Annotated in this window: 12 protein-coding genes; 3 read left to right on the forward strand and 9 right to left on the reverse strand. The window is 72.0% G+C overall.

The window, feature by feature from the left end; translation table 11 throughout:
* Window positions 1–28: 28 nt before the first annotated feature.
* Window positions 29–3,262: a penicillin acylase family protein gene (locus tag QRX50_RS07750; RefSeq protein ID WP_285971277.1), complete on the reverse strand. Its 3,234-nt coding sequence runs from the start codon at window positions 3,260–3,262 to the stop codon at window positions 29–31.
* 149 nt (window positions 3,263–3,411) lie between these two features.
* Between QRX50_RS07750 and QRX50_RS07755 the strand changes: the two genes are divergently transcribed.
* From QRX50_RS07755 to QRX50_RS07765, 3 genes are all read left to right on the forward strand, one after another.
* A complete protein-coding gene (locus tag QRX50_RS07755; RefSeq protein WP_285971278.1) occupies window positions 3,412–3,786 on the forward strand; it encodes an FKBP-type peptidyl-prolyl cis-trans isomerase in 375 nt (124 codons plus the stop codon).
* Between the two features lie 133 nt (window positions 3,787–3,919).
* Window positions 3,920–4,675: a S1 family peptidase gene (locus QRX50_RS07760; RefSeq protein WP_285971279.1), complete on the forward strand. Its 756-nt coding sequence runs from the start codon at window positions 3,920–3,922 to the stop codon at window positions 4,673–4,675.
* 147 nt (window positions 4,676–4,822) lie between these two features.
* Window positions 4,823–5,569 (forward strand): S1 family peptidase, encoded by a 747-nt coding sequence (locus tag QRX50_RS07765; RefSeq protein ID WP_285971280.1) that lies wholly within the window; start codon window positions 4,823–4,825, stop codon window positions 5,567–5,569.
* 134 nt (window positions 5,570–5,703) lie between these two features.
* Here QRX50_RS07765 and QRX50_RS07770 read toward each other — a convergent pair whose 3' ends face one another.
* The 8 genes from QRX50_RS07770 to QRX50_RS07805 are packed head-to-tail and all read right to left on the reverse strand — an operon-like array spanning window position 5,704 to window position 18,042.
* Complete coding sequence (locus QRX50_RS07770) at window positions 5,704–5,871, reverse strand: hypothetical protein (protein WP_285971281.1); 168 nt, start codon at window positions 5,869–5,871, stop codon at window positions 5,704–5,706.
* A 39-nt stretch (window positions 5,872–5,910) separates the two neighbouring features.
* Window positions 5,911–6,714, reverse strand: coding sequence for a thiopeptide-type bacteriocin biosynthesis protein (locus QRX50_RS07775; protein WP_285971282.1), 804 nt, complete (start codon window positions 6,712–6,714; stop codon window positions 5,911–5,913).
* Window positions 6,707–8,941, reverse strand: coding sequence for a lantibiotic dehydratase family protein (locus QRX50_RS07780; protein ID WP_285971283.1), 2,235 nt, complete (start codon window positions 8,939–8,941; stop codon window positions 6,707–6,709). Before QRX50_RS07780 ends, QRX50_RS07775 begins: the two co-directional genes overlap by 8 nt.
* A gap of 4 nt (window positions 8,942–8,945) precedes the next feature.
* Window positions 8,946–10,430 carry a SagB/ThcOx family dehydrogenase gene (locus QRX50_RS07785; protein ID WP_285971284.1) on the reverse strand — a complete coding sequence of 495 codons (1,485 nt, stop codon included), beginning with the start codon at window positions 10,428–10,430 and terminating at the stop codon, window positions 8,946–8,948.
* Window positions 10,427–12,760, reverse strand: a complete 2,334-nt coding sequence (locus tag QRX50_RS07790; protein ID WP_285971285.1) for a TOMM precursor leader peptide-binding protein — start codon at window positions 12,758–12,760, stop codon at window positions 10,427–10,429. The genes QRX50_RS07785 and QRX50_RS07790 overlap by 4 nt, the downstream gene beginning before the upstream one ends.
* A gap of 10 nt (window positions 12,761–12,770) precedes the next feature.
* On the reverse strand, window positions 12,771–14,684 hold the full coding sequence (locus QRX50_RS07795) for an ATP-binding cassette domain-containing protein (RefSeq protein WP_285971286.1): 1,914 nt from the start codon (window positions 14,682–14,684) through the stop codon (window positions 12,771–12,773).
* The gene (locus QRX50_RS07800; RefSeq protein ID WP_285971287.1) at window positions 14,681–16,804 is read right to left on the reverse strand and encodes an ATP-binding cassette domain-containing protein; all 2,124 of its coding nucleotides are present in this window, start codon (window positions 16,802–16,804) and stop codon (window positions 14,681–14,683) included. The genes QRX50_RS07795 and QRX50_RS07800 overlap by 4 nt, the downstream gene beginning before the upstream one ends.
* The gene (locus tag QRX50_RS07805) at window positions 16,801–18,042 is read right to left on the reverse strand and encodes a cytochrome P450 (protein ID WP_285971288.1); all 1,242 of its coding nucleotides are present in this window, start codon (window positions 18,040–18,042) and stop codon (window positions 16,801–16,803) included. Before QRX50_RS07805 ends, QRX50_RS07800 begins: the two co-directional genes overlap by 4 nt.
* Window positions 18,043–18,075 lie beyond the last annotated feature (33 nt).

Genomic DNA, 18,075 nt, shown 5'->3' on the forward strand with positions numbered 1-18,075 from the left:
ACCCGCGCCGATGAGCCGACCACGTCTTTCAGTGCGCGTAGACCTCGAACTCGTACAGCGAGTAGCCGTAACCGGTCCCCCGCCGCACGCCCTGCATTCGGACGAACCGGGCGTCCGACGGCGCAAAGGACACGTTGTCCGCGCCGCCGTTGCCGTCGGTCACCACGGCCGCGTCACGCCAGTTCTCGCCGTCGGCCGAGAGCTGCACCTGGTAGCCCTTCGCGTACGCGGCTTCCCACGACAGCACCACCCGCGCGACCTGCTGCACCGAGCCGAGGTCGACGGTGATCGACTGGTTGTCGCTCCAGTCGCTGGCCCACCGCGTCTTCGGGTTGGCGTCCACGGCGTTCGACGCGGGCGAGCTGAACAGGCCCGTCTCGGCGCTCGTGGCGCTCACCGGCTTTCCCGCGGCGAGGTTGCTGACGTTGTCGCCGCGGTGGGCCGGGTACTCCACGACCTGCTGGAAAGTCGGCCGGTTCTGTGTGCTGATCTTGTCGTGCGTGATGCCGCCGAGCGGCCGCTGGATCACGGTGTCGGCGCACCACTGGTCGCCGGCGGAGCAGTCGGCGTCACCCGGGTACACGGTGTTGGCGGGCTGCGCCGCGGCCGCCGTGAGCGAGTCGACCAGCGCGGTGCGGCAGGCGGTGAGGTCACCGCCGCCGCAGAACGTGGCGCCCAGCGGGCCGGCGACGGGCCGGCCCAGCACCGTGCGGATGTCCTTGCTGACGTAGCCCCACCAGCCGTGCTGGTACGACGATCCCTGGTGCGGCTGGCCGACGTGCTTGCCCGGCAGCTCGTTCTGGAACCCGGACGGGCTTTCGTTGATCTGCAGCACGTTCGTCATCGCGGTGAAGGCGTCGTCGCCAAGGGCGGGCTTGAACTCCGCGGTGACGAGCAGCGGCCACCACGCGTCCATGATCCGGATCGCGTCGGCGTCGTTGTACGTCTTGCTCCCCGGTTGACCGTTCAACACAGTCTCCACGCGCTGATGGCCGTGCTGCAGCCACGTCTTGAGCTTCGCCTCGGCGTCGGCCGCCGTGCCGGTGAGCGGGGACTTGTCGAGCACCTGCAGCAGCAGCGGCAGCACCTCCTCGGCCCGCAGGTCGGCCAGTGCCGCGTCCTCCATGGCCTGCGCGAGGTTCACGCGCGTCACCTTGGTGCCGCTGGTGATGAGCGCCTTCACCCGGGTGTCGAGCAGGTCGGCGCGGTGCACGGCCGACTTGTCGGCACCACCGGAGGCGTAACCCTTCGCCTGTGCGTTGTTCCAGCTGACGTAGTAGTCCTGGTTGACCGACTGCGGGTGCTGCGAGGCCGGTGTGTAGCTCGCCTTGTTGCCGTCGGGGTTCCAGCCCTGCCAGTCGTAACCCTGGTCGCCCCACACCGGCATCATCGGGTCCACAGTGGAATTGCGGACCGGGTTGGCGCCGGAGTTGAAGTAGGCGACGTCCTTGGAGTCGGCGTAGAACCAGTTGAAGGTGAAGTTGACGTCGCTCGCGGCCTGCTGGAAGTCGGCCGCGGAGTGGATGAAATCGGGGTCGTTGAACTCCTGGAAGCCGATGAGCGAATCGACCTCGTGGAAGTACGAAGATCGCAGCGACGCGTACGCCACCGGCTTGCCGCCGATCGTCGCGCGGCTGACGACCGGGCCGTACTTCGTGCGATAGCTGCGCAGCGTGTACGAACCCGCGGCGGTGCCGTCGGCCACCGTCGGCGACCAGGAGTTCTTGCGCTCCACGGTATCCATCGGCAGGCACTGGCCCTGGTAGAGGTAGTAGTTCGAGTCCTTCGTGGCCGGCTTGCCACTCGGGTCGCACAGCGGCAGCGCGAACGTGTCGATGACGTCCTGCGCCGACGTCGTGGCGCTCCACGAGTAGTCCTGGCCTCGGCCGAGCAGCACGTACATCGAGATCCCGGCGAACGACGCGCCGCGCGCGCTGATGCCCGGGCCCTGAAGCTCCTGCAGCAGGAGCAGCTGCGGAGCGAAGTACCCGGTCTGCGGGCCGAACACGGCGACCGGGTGACCGCTGGCGGTCTTGCTGCCCGAGACGACGAGCGCGTTGGACATGCCGTGTTTGTCGCTCAGCATGTCGCCGGGCAGCACGCCGTTGTCGAACATGCCTTTCGCGGCCTGCTGGTCCTGCGGCGCCTTGACGTCGACCTTCGCCGGCGTGTTGGTGGCCGCCGAGCCGGCCTGGTCGTACACCAGCTGCTGCGGCGTGACCGAACCCTTGTCCGGCATCGCGAGGCCCTGCGGGTCGGCCGGGGTCATGCCGTAGACGAAGGTCTGGCCGTCGTGCAGCGTCTTCACGGCTTCGGGGTCGTCGGCCGAGCGCAGGCTCTGCCACACCTGCTCGCCCTTGGCCACGCCGTACTTCTCCTGCAACGCGAGCTTCGCGATCGCGTTCTGCACCTCACCGCCGCCGCCGGCGCCGAACTGCGCGCCGACCACGGACGCGAGCACCACGAGGTCGGTGAGCTTGAACGGTTCGATCGTGCCGGCGTTGGTGATCGCGTCGACGTGGCCGGTGAGCACGTACTCGCCGGGGAAGTAACGGCCGTTGTGGGAATCGGTGATGTACTTGTTGATCCCGTCGAGGTAGGCCTGCGAATCGGCCAGGCCCTGCTTGCCGCGCGGGCCGCTGGCGGCCGCGGCGTCGATCTGGTGCTGCAGCTCGGCCTCGGTGTAGGGCGCGGCGGCGAAGAACGACTGCTCGAGCTCGCGGTTCGCGGGCGCGCCACCGGCGTAGGAGGTCAGCTGGCCGCGGCCGACGCGGCGCATGATGTCCATGAGCCACAAGCGGTCCTGCGCGGCCGCGTAGCCGGCGCCGAACTCGGTGCCGGAACGCGTGGCGCCCTGGATGTGCGGGACGCCGGTGGCCTTGTCGCGCGTGATCGTGACGTCGGAGCGCGGCTGCAGTGTGCTCGCGACCTGGTCGGCGGGGACGCCGAAGGAGGAGTCGTTGAAGAACTTGCCGATGGTGTCCGTGGTCAGCGTCTTGTAGCCGCCGGCGAGGTCGGCGTACTTGCCGAGCTGGTCGTCGGCATGCGCGGGCTGCGTGCCGAACGCATTGTTGCCGAGGATCTCCGCCAGCGTCGCGCTGCCGTTCTCCCCCGGCGGGAGGATGTCGTTGCACTGGCCGGCGCAGTAGTCGTTGCCGGGCAAGGCCGCCGAGGCCGGTGGCGCGCCGCCGACGGCTGTCACGAGTCCCGCCGCGACAACGGCCAGGGCCGAAACAGCCAGGGTGCGGATGCGTCGTCGCATGCCGGAGCTCCCGTCCACGAGGTTCCCCCAGGGCTGACCCAGCGCACGCTACCGACGGGTAGATGAAGCGTGAAGACTATTCGCGTTTAACCCCTCTTTGGGCCTAGTCCGATCGGCGCAGCGCGACACCGCTGGGTACGGTGAGCGCCATGACCTTGGAAAAGCCCGAAATCGACCGCCCGGACGGACCCCCTCCCGCCGAACTGGAGATCACCGACCTCACCGTCGGTGACGGCGCGGAGGCCCAGCCGGGCAACGCAGTGACGGTCCACTACGTCGGCGTCTCGCACTCCACCGGTGCGGAGTTCGACGCGTCCTGGAACCGCGGCGAGCCGCTGCGCTTCGCGCTCGGCGCCGGCCAGGTCATCCCCGGCTGGGACCAGGGAGTGGCCGGCATGAAAATCGGCGGCCGCCGCCAGCTGGTGATCCCGCCGCACCTCGCGTACGGCGAGCGTGGCGCCGGCGGCGTGATCAAGCCGCACGAGACGCTGATCTTCGTCGTCGACCTCGTCGGCGTGAACTGATCGGCTTCCGGGCAGCCGGGCCGGCCCTATGGGCAGCCCGGTTGCCCGAACACTTTCGAGTGAACCCCGGTGCTGGCTAGGCTGCGGGTCGATCACCGGCTGGGGGCCGGTGTCAGTAACCAGGGGGAATGACATGCGCGTTCGCGCGATTCTTTCCGCGGCTCTGCTCACGCTCGGGGCCGCGCTCGCCACCGCCGCGCCCGCGTCGGCCGTCGCCAACGGATCCGACGTGCCGCAGGGCCGGTTCGAGTTCGCCGCGAAGCTCACGATGACGAACATCCCGCGGCCCGACGGCACGCGCTACGACAGCGGCTGCTCCGGCGCCCTCGTCGCGCCGCAGTGGATCCTCACCGCCGGGCACTGTTTCCACGACGTGGACCGCAACCCGATCTCCGGCCCGGTGCCGTACCCGACTTCGGTGCTGCTCGGCACGACCGTGCAGCGCGGCAAGCTCGGCGTGACGCGTCAGGTCACCGACGTGGTCCAGGCCGGCGCAGGCGACATCGCGCTGGCGAAGCTCGACAAGCCGGTCCGTGGGATCACGCCGCTGAAGGTCAGCCGCGCGACGCCGACGGTCGGGCAGAAGCTGACGCTCGCCGGCTGGGGCGCGCTGAGCTCGGTGGACGCGGCGCCGTCGATGAAGCTGCAGCAGGGCACCGTGGCGGTCGGCGAGGTCGCGGCCACCACCCTCGGCGTCCACGGCGTCGCGCCGGCCGCGGACACCAGTGCCTGCCTCTACGACTCGGGCGCGCCGTACTTCGTGGCTTCGGGCCGCGGCGGCCGGATCGTGGCCGTCGAGTCGGAAGGCCCCGACTGCCCCCACGACCAGCTGGAGACGACCTCGCGCGTCGATGTGATCGCCGACTGGGTGCTGTCGCAGACTCACTGACGCCCAGATACCAGAAGACGGGCTCCGCGCACAGGTCGCGGGGCCCGTTTTCTTTCGCCCGACAAGGGAATTCCTGACCCGGAAGTAGCTGGATAGCGTTGAGGGTCGATCATCGGCGCTCCGCCGGTGGCCCGACGAAGGGAAAGAATGCGCGTCCGCGCCGCACTCACCGCAGCAGCCCTCCTGCCCCTCCTCACCGCCGGCCCGGCCCTGGCCGTCGCCGACGGGTCCGACGTGGCCCCGGGCCAGTACGGCTTCACCGCCAAGCTGACCATGGCGAGCATCCCGCGCCCGGACGGGAGCACGTACACGAGCTTCTGCTCAGGCTCCCTCATCGCGCCCACGTGGATCCTCACGACCGGCCACTGCTTCCACGACGCGCAGCGCAACCGCGTGTCCGGCCCGGTGCCGTACCCGACCACCGTCACGCTCGGCCTGGTCGACGAAGCGAAGGAAGCGGGCGTCACCCGCAAGGCCACGCAGGTGCTGCAGTCCGCGGAGAACGACGTCGCGCTCGTGCAGCTCGACAGCGCGGTCCCGGACATCACGCCGCTGACCGTGAACCGCCTGATCCCGGCCGCCGGCCAGCGCCTCACCCTCGCGGGCTGGGGCAGCCACACGGCGAAGAACCCCGTGCCGTCCTCGAAGCTGCAGCAGGGCACCGTGCAGATCGCCTCCGTGGGCAGCACCACCGTCGGCGTCCGCGGCGTCGCGCCTTCCCCCACGACCAGCGCCTGCGTCTACGACTCGGGCGCGCCCTACTTCGTGCCCTCCGGCAGCGGCGGCCAGCTCATCTCCGTGGAGACGACCGGCCCGGACTGCCCCCACGCGACCGTCGAGACGACGTCGCGCGTGGACGTGATCGCGGATTGGATCGCGGCCCGCACGAAGTGAGTGGCTGACCGGCGCGGAGAGCGACAGCAGGATCGCTCTCCGCGCCCCTGCCGGTGGCGGGTCAATGCGTGACCGCATTGTTCACGCGTATTTCCCTCGCGGTGCGCGGTCACGATGCCGGAATAATCGCGGCTTTACTTGTCCTTTTTCTTCGGCAGCTGGTCGGCGGCTTTCTTGCCCGCCGGGCCGAGTTTGTTGAGGACGGAGCGCACGCCGCTGACCACGGCGTCGCCGACGGGGTTCGGGTGGTCGTCGTCCGGGTCGCCGATGCCGCCGGCAACGCCGCTGGAGCCTGAGTCCATGGTATTTCTCCCCAACTGTTGTTTTATCGGATTACCCGATCAATTACCGATGCTACGCAATCGCTGCACCCACAACAACCGCGCGATTTGGGCCTCCTCTCCGGGAACTGCGCCGAGCCGGTTGTTCATGAGGTGGACGTGCTGGAACGCCGCCCGATACGGCGAAACTCGCCGGGCCGATTCGCGGTACTCCGTCCAAAAGCGCTCGGCGTAGCGGCGCAGGGGTTTGCCGACGCGGTCGGTGGCCAGTTCGCGCGTCACGTTCTCGAACAGGCGGCCCGCTTGGCGCACGGCGGCCGGGTCGTCCGGGCGGGCGGTGGCGGCCGCGGGGCGCCAGGCGACGGTGCGGGCGCCGCGGCCCGACCAGTACCAGGCGTACTGGTGCAGGAAGCTCACCTGCTGGTCGGCGGGCAGGCCCTCGACGATCGCCGCCGTGTGGGCCGCGGCCTGCGTGATGCGGTGAACGGACGCGCGGCCGGGCAGCAGCTCCAGCGCGGTGTCGCTGCCCAGGTGGGCCACGCGTTCGGCGAACTCCACGCCGTCGGGGCCGCGGAACTTCGCCAGCTCCGGCTCGTACCAGCGCTTCACGACTTCCGTGCCGCGCTCGGCGAAGCGGCGGTCCAGGTCGGCTTCGACCAGCGCGGCCGACTCCGCGAACGCCTGAACCCGCACGCGCAGCTGGAGGCCCGACATGTCCATGTACTGCAGGAAAAACCAGCGACGCAACGGATGGCCGCCGACCACCGGCCGCACCACCTCGTTCAGCAGCCGCGTCACGGACGGCAGATCCGGGACGTACACGCGCCAGTAGCGCCAGTCGGGTCGCAGCAAGGTCTCAAGCATGGGTCACCACCGTCAGGAACTCGGTCACGCGCCCGACGCCCGCGCCGGCCGCGGGCAGGGCCTCCGTGAGTTCGAGCTCCTCCGCGCCGGCCAGGCCTTTCAACGCCGTCCACGCCGCGAGCGGGTGGGCGAAGCTGAGCCACTGCGGTTTGCCCTGCGGCACCCCGCCCGCGGCCAGACCGCGGACGAACACCTGCTCGGGCAAACCGTGCTCGGCCAGGAACATCCGGCCGGCGCGGAGGAAGTCCACGTCGGGTCCGCCGGCGACGTCGGGCAGCGCCGACGCCGGCAGCGTCCAGCGGGCGCGGCGCAGCACCAGCCGCCCGTCGGTCACACGCTCGCGGAACCCCGCGTCTGCCACCGGCGCCCACGGGCCCAGCGACAGCCACGGATCCGACAGCAGCTGCAGCACCCGCGGCACCCCGCGCAGCAGGTGCGCGGGCACGGCACCGAGGTAGCTCAACGCGGCCGGCCGCCCGGCGGGGTCGAGCACCTCCAACGTCCCCGTGGCCAGGTCGTGGCGCACGCGGAACCCGTCGATCGACACGGCATGCGGCCCGGCCGACGGCCGTTCGGCACCCCACGACAGCCACGGCGCCGAACGCACGGCCGGCCGCTGCGTGTCCGTCCAATCGGCGTGCGCGGTCACCTGGTACACCGCGCAACCGGGGAAACGCTTCTCGTGCAACGAAGTCACGGCCGCCTCGACCCGCGCGGCCAGCCCGGGCACGCCGGCCCAGCGCGAGACGGCACCGAGGTAACCCGGGTGCACCTGGTTGACCACCAGCTTTTCGCCCGCGACCTGCCAGAACACCGAGTGCACCGGACGACCGATGCTCGGCCCGGCGATGTCGCGTACGTCGGGCTCAGGCACCGCACAGCGCGACAGCCACAGCATCGGGTCCAGGTCCCGCACCGCCCGGAACGCGAACTCCGCCAGGTCCGCGACACCACCATTGCCGTAGTGGTGCAGGAAAAACCTGACCAGGTCGTAGTAACCGGCCCGCGGCCGCGTGGTCGCGCCCAACAAGCCGTCGAGCCGGTCGAGCTCCCCCGCCACCCACGCGGGCGGCGCGGTCTCCGGCTCCGGGCCGTGCGCGACGGTTTCGTGCACCAGCCCCAGCCCGTCGAGCCAGCCGACTCGGGCCGGATCGCGTTCCGCCAGCACCGTTCGCAACCGGCCACGCAACGCGAGCACGGCGTCGGCCCGGCGCCGGCCGTCCGCGCTGCCGGCCACGACCTTCTCCGCTTCGGCCAGCGAAGGACGGCCCCACGCGGTGAAATGCCTGGGCTCGTCCAGGCGCCACGGCGGACTCACCAGCAGCAGCCCCTGGTCCACGAGCCGGCGCACGTCGTCGACGGCGCAGCCCAGCTCCGCGGCCAGCTCACGCAGCCGCCGCGGCCGCGCGTCGAGCGGCACCGGCCCGGCGAGCGCCGTGACCTCGTCCTCGCGGAAGTACACGCCGTGACGCATCAGGTGCACGGGCAGCGCGGCCAGCCACTCCGCGCCGACGAGGCGAGTGTCCACATTGGGCACCACGACCGGGTCGTCTTCCAGCGCCGCATACGCGAGCCGCGCCGCGACGCGCGAGGAACTCACCAGCCGGCACCCCGCGCCCGGGTCGACCGCCCCGCCGAAGTCCCCGACGCCGACGGTCGTCAACGCACCGAACGGGCTCGGCTTCAAGGTGGTCCGCACGAGGTACGACACGGCGCTGCGGCTGAGCCGGCCCCCGGGTTTGCCCAGCTCGGCACGGTCGGTGAACGCCGTGACGAACTCCGGGCTCGCCAGCGCAAGCCCGGCCAGCACGTGCGGGCTGCGCAGGGCCGAAGCCACGGCGTGCTGCGCCGAAGCCAGCTCCGCGCCGAGCGCCCGCGTCGCCTTCTCCAGCAGCTCACGCTCGCGCACCAGCAGCTGGTACCACTCACCGAGCCGGTCCGCCTCCTCCGCGGCCAGCACTTCCCGCGCGAGCCGGACGCCGGCTTCGTCGGAGCGGTCGTTGAACACGCTCCGACGAAGCCGGATCAGCCCGCGCCGCTGCTCGCGCGACAGCTCGTCGCGGCCGATCACGGCGTGCAACGCATCGCAAACCGGTTCCGCCAGCGCGGTTTTGCGCGCGGCGGCGGACTCGGCCTCCTCCAGCAGGGCGACGGTCTCCGGGGCACGCAGACCGTCGAGCACGCCGGCGGGCAGGCCGCAGATCCGGGAGACGAGCAGCTCGGACACGACCTCACCGCCTCCGCGCGGCGAGTGCTTCGGCCTGCCAGCCCGGGTCGTTGCCGGCCCGCCAGTCGAGCGCGCCGTCGCCGCTGACCGGCGCCGGCAGCTCGGCTGGGGCGCTGCCCAGGATGAACTCGCCGACCGACGACTCCTTCAGGTAGTCCAGCCCGAACGCGCGCGCCGCCGCGTCCGCGTCACCGCTGCCGAGGCCACAGCCGGCCAGGCCCATCGCCGTGGCCACCAGGTACATCGTCTGGTACAGCGCGCCGGCGTGCTTGAGCGTCACCGCGTACGCGATCGACTGGTACTTCCACGCCAGCCGCTGGAACCGCGACGTCATGGTGACCAGCACGTCCGGCACGGCCTGACCACCGGTCGACAGCGTCGCCACGCGAAGCAGCTCATCGCGCGCTTCGGCCTCGGTGTTGATCAGCCGCAGCACGTGGTCGCCGGCGTCGTAGTGGTAGATGCCCGGCTCCAGGCCCTGGCACCGGCGGACGGTGACGTACAGCTCGAGCTCGTACCCCGCGCCACCGCAAGGGTACGGGCGGCTCGAACCCTCGTACGGCATCCGCGCCTCGGGCCGCGGGCCGTAGGTGCCGCGCACGCGCGCCGTGCGGTAGAGGAACTCGCCCAGCTGATCGGCGGTGATGGGCTCCTCACCGTAGGCGCGGATCGACTGCCGCGCCTCGATCGTCTCCTGCAGCCCCTGGTCAGCGGCGCGCACGGCGTCGAACGACGGGCGGAACAGCTCCGTGCGCGGGCCTTCCGGCGCCGGCCGCACCGCGGGCAGCGGCTCGATCTCGCCGACGTACGGGAACCGGCCGCCGAACGCCTCGTCGGTGCGGCCGATCCGGCTGCGGCTGTGGAAGTACAGGTCGTGCACGTCCCACTGGCGCAGCACGTCGTCGGAGTCGACGGGGAACTCGCCGTCGGCGCCGACGTCGAGGAAGCCCGCACCCGCCAGCGCGGCCAGCACCGGCCACCACTCGGTGTCCACTTCGGACGACGGCTGGGCGACGGCGAGCGCGGCCACGGCGCCGGCCAGCGCCGCGTCGAGCAGCACCGCGCGGTACTTGCTCAGCGGCGACTCCACCACCAGTTCGCCACCGCGACGGCGCAGCAGGCTGAACTTGCCCAGCCGCAGCCACGCGCCGGCCAGCTCCGGCAGGTCGGGCCGAAGCCCGGTCACGCCAGTACGCTCCAGCACGGCCAAGCGCTCGCCGCGCAGGCGGAAACCCGTGGCCAGGAAAGGTTCCACCTTCGTCAGCACGGTCGCGACCGGCGACTGCGGGTGTTCGGCGGCCAGCTCGTCCTCGGTGTGCAGCCCGGCGCGGACCTGCTCCAGGGCAGCCAACATCGGGGCGCCGACGCCGCGCAGGCGGTACCCCGCACGGTCGGCCAGTCCGAGCAGAACCTGGTCGTCCTTGGTCAGCACGGCGACGTCGCGGCGGAAGGTGACGGTGTACTCGGCGGTGCGTTCGAGCGTGGTCATAGGAACATCGCAATCGGGTTGAGGTCGGCTTCGGACGGCGTTTCATCGATCCAGCCCAGTTCGCGCGGCACGTCGAAGAGGCGGCCGGGCGCGAAGCGGGGCCAGAAGTGCCGCATCCCCGGCACGAGCACGCGCACCACGGGCAGGCCGATGTCCACCCGCGTCTGGTCCAGCACCAGCATTTCCATCCCGCGCTCGGCCACGGCTCGCTCGGCGCGCAGGACGTCTTCGCGCACGTCGGCGCTTTCGTAACGCTCGAAGTCGGTCCGAGTGCGGCGAGCGCCCTCGGCCGGGAGCACGTACGGCTGGTTCTCCACGGTCGCGTTGCGCCACCAGTGCAGCTGGTCGGGGTCGTTGTAGGCGTAGGAACCCGAGCCGTCGGCCTTCATCCCGATCACGGCCGGCAGGAACTGGTTCATCTCCGACAGCGCCCGCCCGATCGCGACCTCGACGTCGAAGTGCGCGCCGAGCGCGAACAGGATGTCCTGCGCGGGCTTGTCGCGGCGCACGGAAACGGCGGCCACGGACGGGATGCCCAGGTCGTTGGTCAGGTCCAGCGCCCAGGTGTCGCGCTCCAGCTCGTCGTAGCGCTGCTGCCACTGCGCGAAGTACGGCACGTCGAACGTCGACAGGTCGATCGCCGGCCGGCGCAGGCGGTGGTACCACCACATCGCCACGGTGTCGCGCTCCACCAGCTCCATGAAGCCCTGCAGGATCGCGTCCTCGAGGCTCGTGCCCGCCGCGCAGCCGTTGGAGTTCGCGCCGGCCTGGAACGGGGTTTTCGGGTTGTGATAAGCGAAATACAGGCCCGACGTCGGGAACAGCTTGGTGCGCTGCTCGGTCAGCGACCACACCGGCGACCACTCGATCTCGGCCTGCGGGTCGAGGTCGTCGGCGACCCAGTGGAAGTGCGACGGGCGCGAGTTCCACTCCTGGCGGTCGCGGAACTGGTCGTCGCTGTAGAGGTGCAGCGCGTTGGGGTGGATGACCTCGGCCGGGTCCAGGTCGGCCAGCCGCGCGGTGCGGCGCGCCTCGTCGCCGTGGAACAGCCCGGAGTAACGCTCGATCGCCTCGCCGACCGCCGACGCCTTGGCCTGCGCGGCGCTCATGCCCTTGCCCGCGCTGCAACTGCGCAGGCCGGCGCGCAGGTCGTTGGCGTTGGCCATGGGGATCGCGAAGTTCTGGCCCGCGGTGTAGGTGTGCAGGCCCTCGACCTCCAGCGGCACCTTCACGAGGTTGCTGATCGGGCCGGTGACCGGGCTGATCAGGTGCTCGTAGCGCGCCACGAACTGCTCCGGCGGGCTCGAGCGGTAACCACCGTCGCTGCTCGCCATCCGCGGGCGCGGCTCGAGCCGCACCGGCGCGGCCATGCGGTCGGCCTGCAGGTCCGGCTCCCCGCACAGCGGGCACTGCGGACGACGCTGGAACGGGTGGTGCTCCTGCGTGAGGCTGACCGTGTCGAGCGTGATGACCTCGGACTGCCACGGCGTGCCGTACTGCGCGGCCACCCCGCCCGGCGGTGCCGGCATCGCGGCCCGGCCCGCGGCGAACGCGCCGGTGAGCCACTTGCCCACGTGCAGCGCGGCGAGGCGGTGGGCCAGGTCCTGCGTGACGCCGGTGCCGGTCACGGAGTTGACCAGCGCCGGGCTGTCGAGCACGCCACGCTGGCGCAGGTAGCTGGCCAGCACGTTTTTGTTGGACAGCCGCACGCGCAGGCACTCGTAGCAGCCGGTCACGCCGGGCTCGAAGACCGGACCGACCCAGATCATGCTGCCGACCGGCTTCACCGGCAGCCACGGCGTGCCGGCCGCGTGGAATTTCGTGCCCCACTCGGCGAGCTCGGGACGCAGGTAGTCGTCGGTGAGGACGACGGTGAAGCCGGCCGGCGCGTCGGGGTCGGTGGTGACGCCGGTGCCGAGCTCCGCCAGCGCCGCGGTGAACCCGGCCGCGTCGACATCGCCGGCCGTCAGCACCCGCACGTCCGCACCGGCCAGGCGGCGCACGGCGTCGTCACCGTCCACACCGGACGCTTCCCAGTAGCCGCCGACGCGCGGGTCGACCTCGGGGTCGACCTCGACGACGTACCCGCTGCGGCGCAAGCGGTCCAGCGCCACGTCGATGCGCGCCGGATCGGCCTCCGCCAGGGCCTGCTTGATGCTTTCGCGGCTGTGCTGCCCGTCGACCAGCAGCGGGGCCAGCTGCTCGACCAGCGCACCGGCCAGCCGGGTCTGCGTAGTGCGCTCGCTCGTGAGGTACACCGCGTCGCCGGGCACGGTCAGCACCCGCAGCGACCGGTTGAACCTCGTGATCCGATTGATGCTCTTCGTCATGGTTGTCCCCTCAGTCGAGCCGGCGGGCGCTGCCCACCAGCCGGGCGAAAGCCGTCGAATGGCCGGACAGCTCGGCGAAGGTGCCGAGGTCGGCGATGCGTCCGTGCTCCAGCACGGCGATCCGGTCGGCCGAGCGGATGGTGGAGAGCCGGTGGGCCACCACCACCCGGGTCAGCCGCAGGTCGTCGACCGCGCACCGCACCAGTTCCTGCGCGGCGGCGTCGAGTGCGCTCGTGGCCTCGTCGAGCAGCAGCACGGAAGGTCGTTTGGCCAGGGCGCGAGCCAGCAGCAGGCGTTGCACCTGGCCGCCGGACAGGCCGCTTTCCCCGTCGGTGACCTGCGTGTGCAGGCCCATCGGCAGAGCCGCGACGACGTCCCCGAGCTGCGCTTGCTCGGCCGCCCGCTGCGCGAGGTCGAGGTCCACCTCGTCCGCCGCGCCGCAGATGACCTCGGCGAGCGTGCCGCGCATGAGCGTCGCGTCCTGGGCGACGTACCCGATCCGCGTGCGCAGGTCGTCGACGTCGCAGGTGTTCACGTCCACGCCGTCGACCAGCACGCTGCCGCGCTCGGTCCGGTCGAGGCCGAGCATCAGGCGCAGCAGCGTCGACTTGCCCGCGCCCGACGCGCCGATCAGCGCCACGAACTCGCCCGGCTCGATGCGCAGGGAGATGTCCGTGAGCAGGTCGCGGGTCTGGCCGGGGTAGCGAAAGCTCACGTCGCACAGCTCCACCGCGCCACGCGCGGCCGGCAGCGGGGTCGGGCGCGCCGGCGTCTCGGGCCGGGTGGTCAGCACCGGCGCAAGACGGGCGTGCACCGGGCCGATGGCGAACAGGCCGACGAGCGCGCCCTGCAGCCGGGTAGCGGTGAGGTTGAGTGTCATCGCGACCATCACCACGGTCCACTGCCCGGTGAACCCCAGGCCCGACGCCATGGGCAGCAGCACCGCGAGCAGTGCTGGGTAGCAGGCCACGGCCAGCGCGCTCGCGATCTCGGCGTAGCGCAGGCCGGCGTCGTCGGACCGCTTCTGCGAGCGGAAGGCCTTGCTCCAGCGACCGACCACATAGGACTGTGCGCCGAACGCCCGCACGTCGTCGATGCCGAGCATCGCCGGGTACACGGCCGCCTGCACGTCGTCCACGGCGGACAGCACCTCGGTGTCGTGCCGCTGCTGGCGCACGGAAAGCCACAGCATCGCCCCGAGCACGAGCCCGAAGATCCCGACCGCCGCGACGGCCAGCCACGGGTCCAGCAGAGCCAGCAACGCGATCGCCACCAGCGCGAACACCGCGTGCAGCGCCGCCGTGAGGCCGCCGCTGCCGAGCAGCCCGCGCAGCTGGCCGACCCCACCGGAGAAGCCCATGAGGCGGCGCAGTGGGTAGTCGCGGAAGAACGTCGCGGGCAGGCTCAGCAGGCGCTGCCAGATCGCCGACTCGAGGCGGTCCTGCGCCCCGTCGGTCAAGGTCAGCAGCCCCCGCTCGACCACGGCGGTGGTCAGCAGCTGCAACGCGAGCAGCCCCACCAGCGCACCGGCCAGATACGGCACGGCGTCGCGGTTGTCCGCGGCGATCGCGATCGCCAGCACCATCCCGGCCAGCGGCACGACGAACCCGAACACGGTCGCCAGCAGCCCGACCACGGCGCTCACCACGAGCCGGGCCCGCTGGCCGCGCACGGCGAAGGACAGCAGGTGGCGGCCGGTGCTGCCTTCGTGGGGCAGCACGGCGGTGGCCTTGCGGGGCACGGCGGCCTGCGGCTCGGTCTGTCGAGCGACAGCGGCCGGCGGAGGCGCACTGCCGTCGAGTTGCTTGGTCGCGTCGCCGTCGGGCTTGGTCCGACCGGCGACGGCCTGGCGCAGGGACGCCGCCGTCGCGCCGGGTTCCTCGAACCACGAGCGGGTTTTCCCAGTGGGCAACGTCGTGGTCATCCGGCCACCTCCGCGATGTCGCGGTAGCCGCGGGAGTGGGCGAGCAGGTCGTCGTGGGTGCCGTAGACGCGCACGGCGCCGTGGTCGAGCAACACGACCGTGTCGTCGCCGCGGACTTCGGAGAGCCGGTGGGCCACGACGACCGTGGTGGCGCCGCGGGTGCGCAGGGCTGCGTCGATGCGGGCGGCCAGCGCGGTTTCGACGGCGCTGGTCGCCTCGTCGAGCACGAGGACGCGCGGGTTTCGGGCGAGCGCGCGGGCCAGGGCCAGGCGCTGGCGTTCCCCGCCGGAGAAGTTGCGGGCCTGCTGGCTGACCTGCGCCGCGTCGATCCCGCCGCGCAGCTCGATCATCTCGGAGAGCTGGGCGTCGTCGAGGGCGGCGGCGATGGCGTCGTCCGGCAGCGCGGTGCCGAGCTCCAGGTTCTCGCGCACGGTGCCCTCGAAGAACGCCGGCCGCTGCGGCACGTACCCGACCAGGAACGGCCGCACCGAAGGCGGCAGGTCCGCGCTGCGCCGCCCGTCGACCAGCGCGACGCCCGACCACGGCCGCACGAGCCCGGCCAGCAGCTTCGCCAGCGTCGACTTGCCGCAGCCGCTCGGGCCGACCAGCGTCATCCGGCCGCCGGGCGGCACGTCGAGGTCGAGCGAAACCAGCAGCGGCTCGGTGTTGGTGTCGTAGCCGTAACGCAGTCCGCGCACGGTGACCCGCCCCGGCCCGACGGCGACGGGTTCGTCCACATCGGATGGATCGGTCTCGGCGCCGGCCACGTCGTCGTACGCGGCGAAGCTGCTGCGCAGGCCGCCGATCCGGTGCAGCCCCGTGACCAGCCCGCCCGCGTGCAGCTGCCACACGCCGGCCAGCACGGCCACGGTGATCACCTCGCCGGGCGCGACCAGCGCGGTCAGCGCGAGACAGGCGGCGTAGCCCAGCGCGTGCAACGCCGTGACGGCCAGCCCGATCCCGTGCTCGCCCAGCGCCGCCCGCCGTTGCGCGGCCAGCACCTTGCGTTGCGCCGCAGACCAGCGCCCGAACGCCTGGCGCCCGCTGCCCTCGGCCTTCACCGTGTCGATGGCCGACAACACGTTGAGCGAAAGTCCATCTCGCGCCGACTGTTCGACCATCAACGCCGACTGCCGCTCGATCCCGGCCCGCCGGCCGAACCGCACGACCAACGCGGTCAGCACGGTGCTCCCGGCCAGCAGCGCGGCGGCCGGCGGAGCAAGCACGGCCAGCACGGTGAGCAGCCCGACCACGGCGGCCAGGCTCACCGCGACCGGCAGCACCACCGTGGTCAGCTGCTGCGCGATCGTGTCGGCGATCTGCACCCGCGCCGCGACGCCGCCCGTGAAGCGGCGGTGGAAGTAGCTGCCGGGCAACCGAAGCAGGTGCCCGACGAGTTCGGTGGAGCGCTTCAGCGAGGTACGCAGCAACGCGGCCGAAACCAGCCGCTGTTGCGCCCAGCCCGCGAGCGCGACACCCACGGCCACCGCGGCCAGCCACCACGTCGCCCCTGGCCCGGCGGTCGCCGTGACCAGCGATCGGGCCAGCAGAGCGGCCACCACGGTCAGCCCGGCCGTGACCACGCCGGCCACCACCGCACCGAGGACCACCGGCAGACCGGCGCCCAGCCAACGCAGCGCACGCGGCAGCATCCGCTGCGGCGCACCACTCGGCTCGAACCCGGCACCCGGCCGGAAACCCAGGTACAGCCCCGAAAACCGTTCGCGGAACTCGTCGATCGACAGCGTGTGCCGCCCGGCCGCGGGGTCGTGCAGCCGCACCTTACCGCCGCGGCCGACGCGTTCCAGCACCGCGAAGTGCCGGTTGTCCACGAAGACCACGCCGGGCGCGGCCAGCCCGCGCAGCGTGGCGACGTCGGCCTCGGCACCGGACAGCCGCACGCGCTTGGCGCTCACCGTCAGGCCGAACTGCTGGCCGCGCCGGGCGAGCGTCGCGGCGCTGATGCCGTCGCGGCCACCGCCGCAGGCCTGCGAGAGGACCGGCCACGACAGGTACTTGCCGAACCCGGCGAGCAGGATGCCGAGGCAGGCCGCACCGCAGTCGGACTCCTCGACCTGGCGGAACTCGGCTCCGGCGCGAGACCGGTAGCGCGTGCTCACCGGGCACCGCTGTCCGCCAGCGCGGGCGCGAAGGTCACCGGCAGCACGCGCGGCGTCGGGAAAGCCAGCGACGCGCGCCACGGCAGCTCGGCCGGCGGACGGCTCGGCGTCGGCAGCCGGTCGTGCACCGCAGTCAGCAGCGACTGCGCGGTCATCGCGGCGAGCGCGCTGCCGAGGCAGTAGTAACTGCCGTGGCCGAACGCGACGTTGCCGGTCATCGGCCGGTCCCAGCGGAACTCGAGCGGCGCGTCGAACTTGCGCGGGTCGAGGTTGGCCGCGGCGAAGGCGAGGATCACGGTGTCGCCGGCCTTGAAGTCCAGCTTGCCGACGGACAGGTCGTGCGCGACCTGGCGCGAACCGAACGCGACCGGCGTGCGCAGGCGGATGGCCTCGGCGAACACGCGGTCGCCGCACCCCGGGTCGGCGGCCAGGGCCGCGGCGACGTCGGGCTGTTCGGACAACACGACCAGCGTGTTGGCCAGCGCGGCCGTGACGGTGTCGAGCCCGGTCATGAACAGCAGCAGCACCATGTCCACGGCTTCGTCGGCGGTGAGCTTGCCCGCCTCCTGCGCCTGGGCGAGGTGCCCGATCAGGTCTTCGGCCGGCTCGGCGCGGCGCCGGGCCAGCAGCCCGGCGACGTAGTCGCGCAGCTCGGCGAACTCGGCGGCGGTGATCGGGGTCCCCGCCTCGGGGTGCGACTCGGTGAGGAAACCGGCGGCGAGCTGACTCATCATCCCGGTGGCCCGCGCCGTGACGAAGTCGCGATCGGCGGGCGGCACGCCCAGCAGCACGGCGGTGACCGCGGCCGGCAGCGGCGTCGCCAGCTCGGACACGAACTCCGCCTCGCCGCGACGCAGGGGTTCGGCCAGCAGATCGGCCACCACGTCGTCGATGCGGTCACGCAGACCGGCCAGCCGACGGCCGGAAAACGCCCCGGTCAGCACACTGCGTAGCCGCGTGTGCTCCTCGGCGGCCCGCACCGACATGGTGCTGCCGAAGAAGCGAACAAACTGTGGGTTATCTCGGTGGACCACGTCGGTGAAGACGGGGGCCGCCATGGGGAAGCCGGGGTGGGTGCACAGGCGGGTCACCAACTCGTATCCGGAAATGACCCACATTCCGTCGAAGCGCACCACCGGCGCCTGTTCCACCAGCTCCGCGAAGAAATCCGGAGCCTGCATTCCGAACGGCTCCAGGCGTGCGAAGTGCCGCCACAACCGCTGGACGATTTCCGACATCCTCCAGTCCTTTCAGAGCACGTGTTTTCCCGC

This window comes from Amycolatopsis sp. 2-15 (assembly GCF_030285625.1).
Lineage (GTDB): Bacteria > Actinomycetota > Actinomycetes > Mycobacteriales > Pseudonocardiaceae > Amycolatopsis > Amycolatopsis carbonis.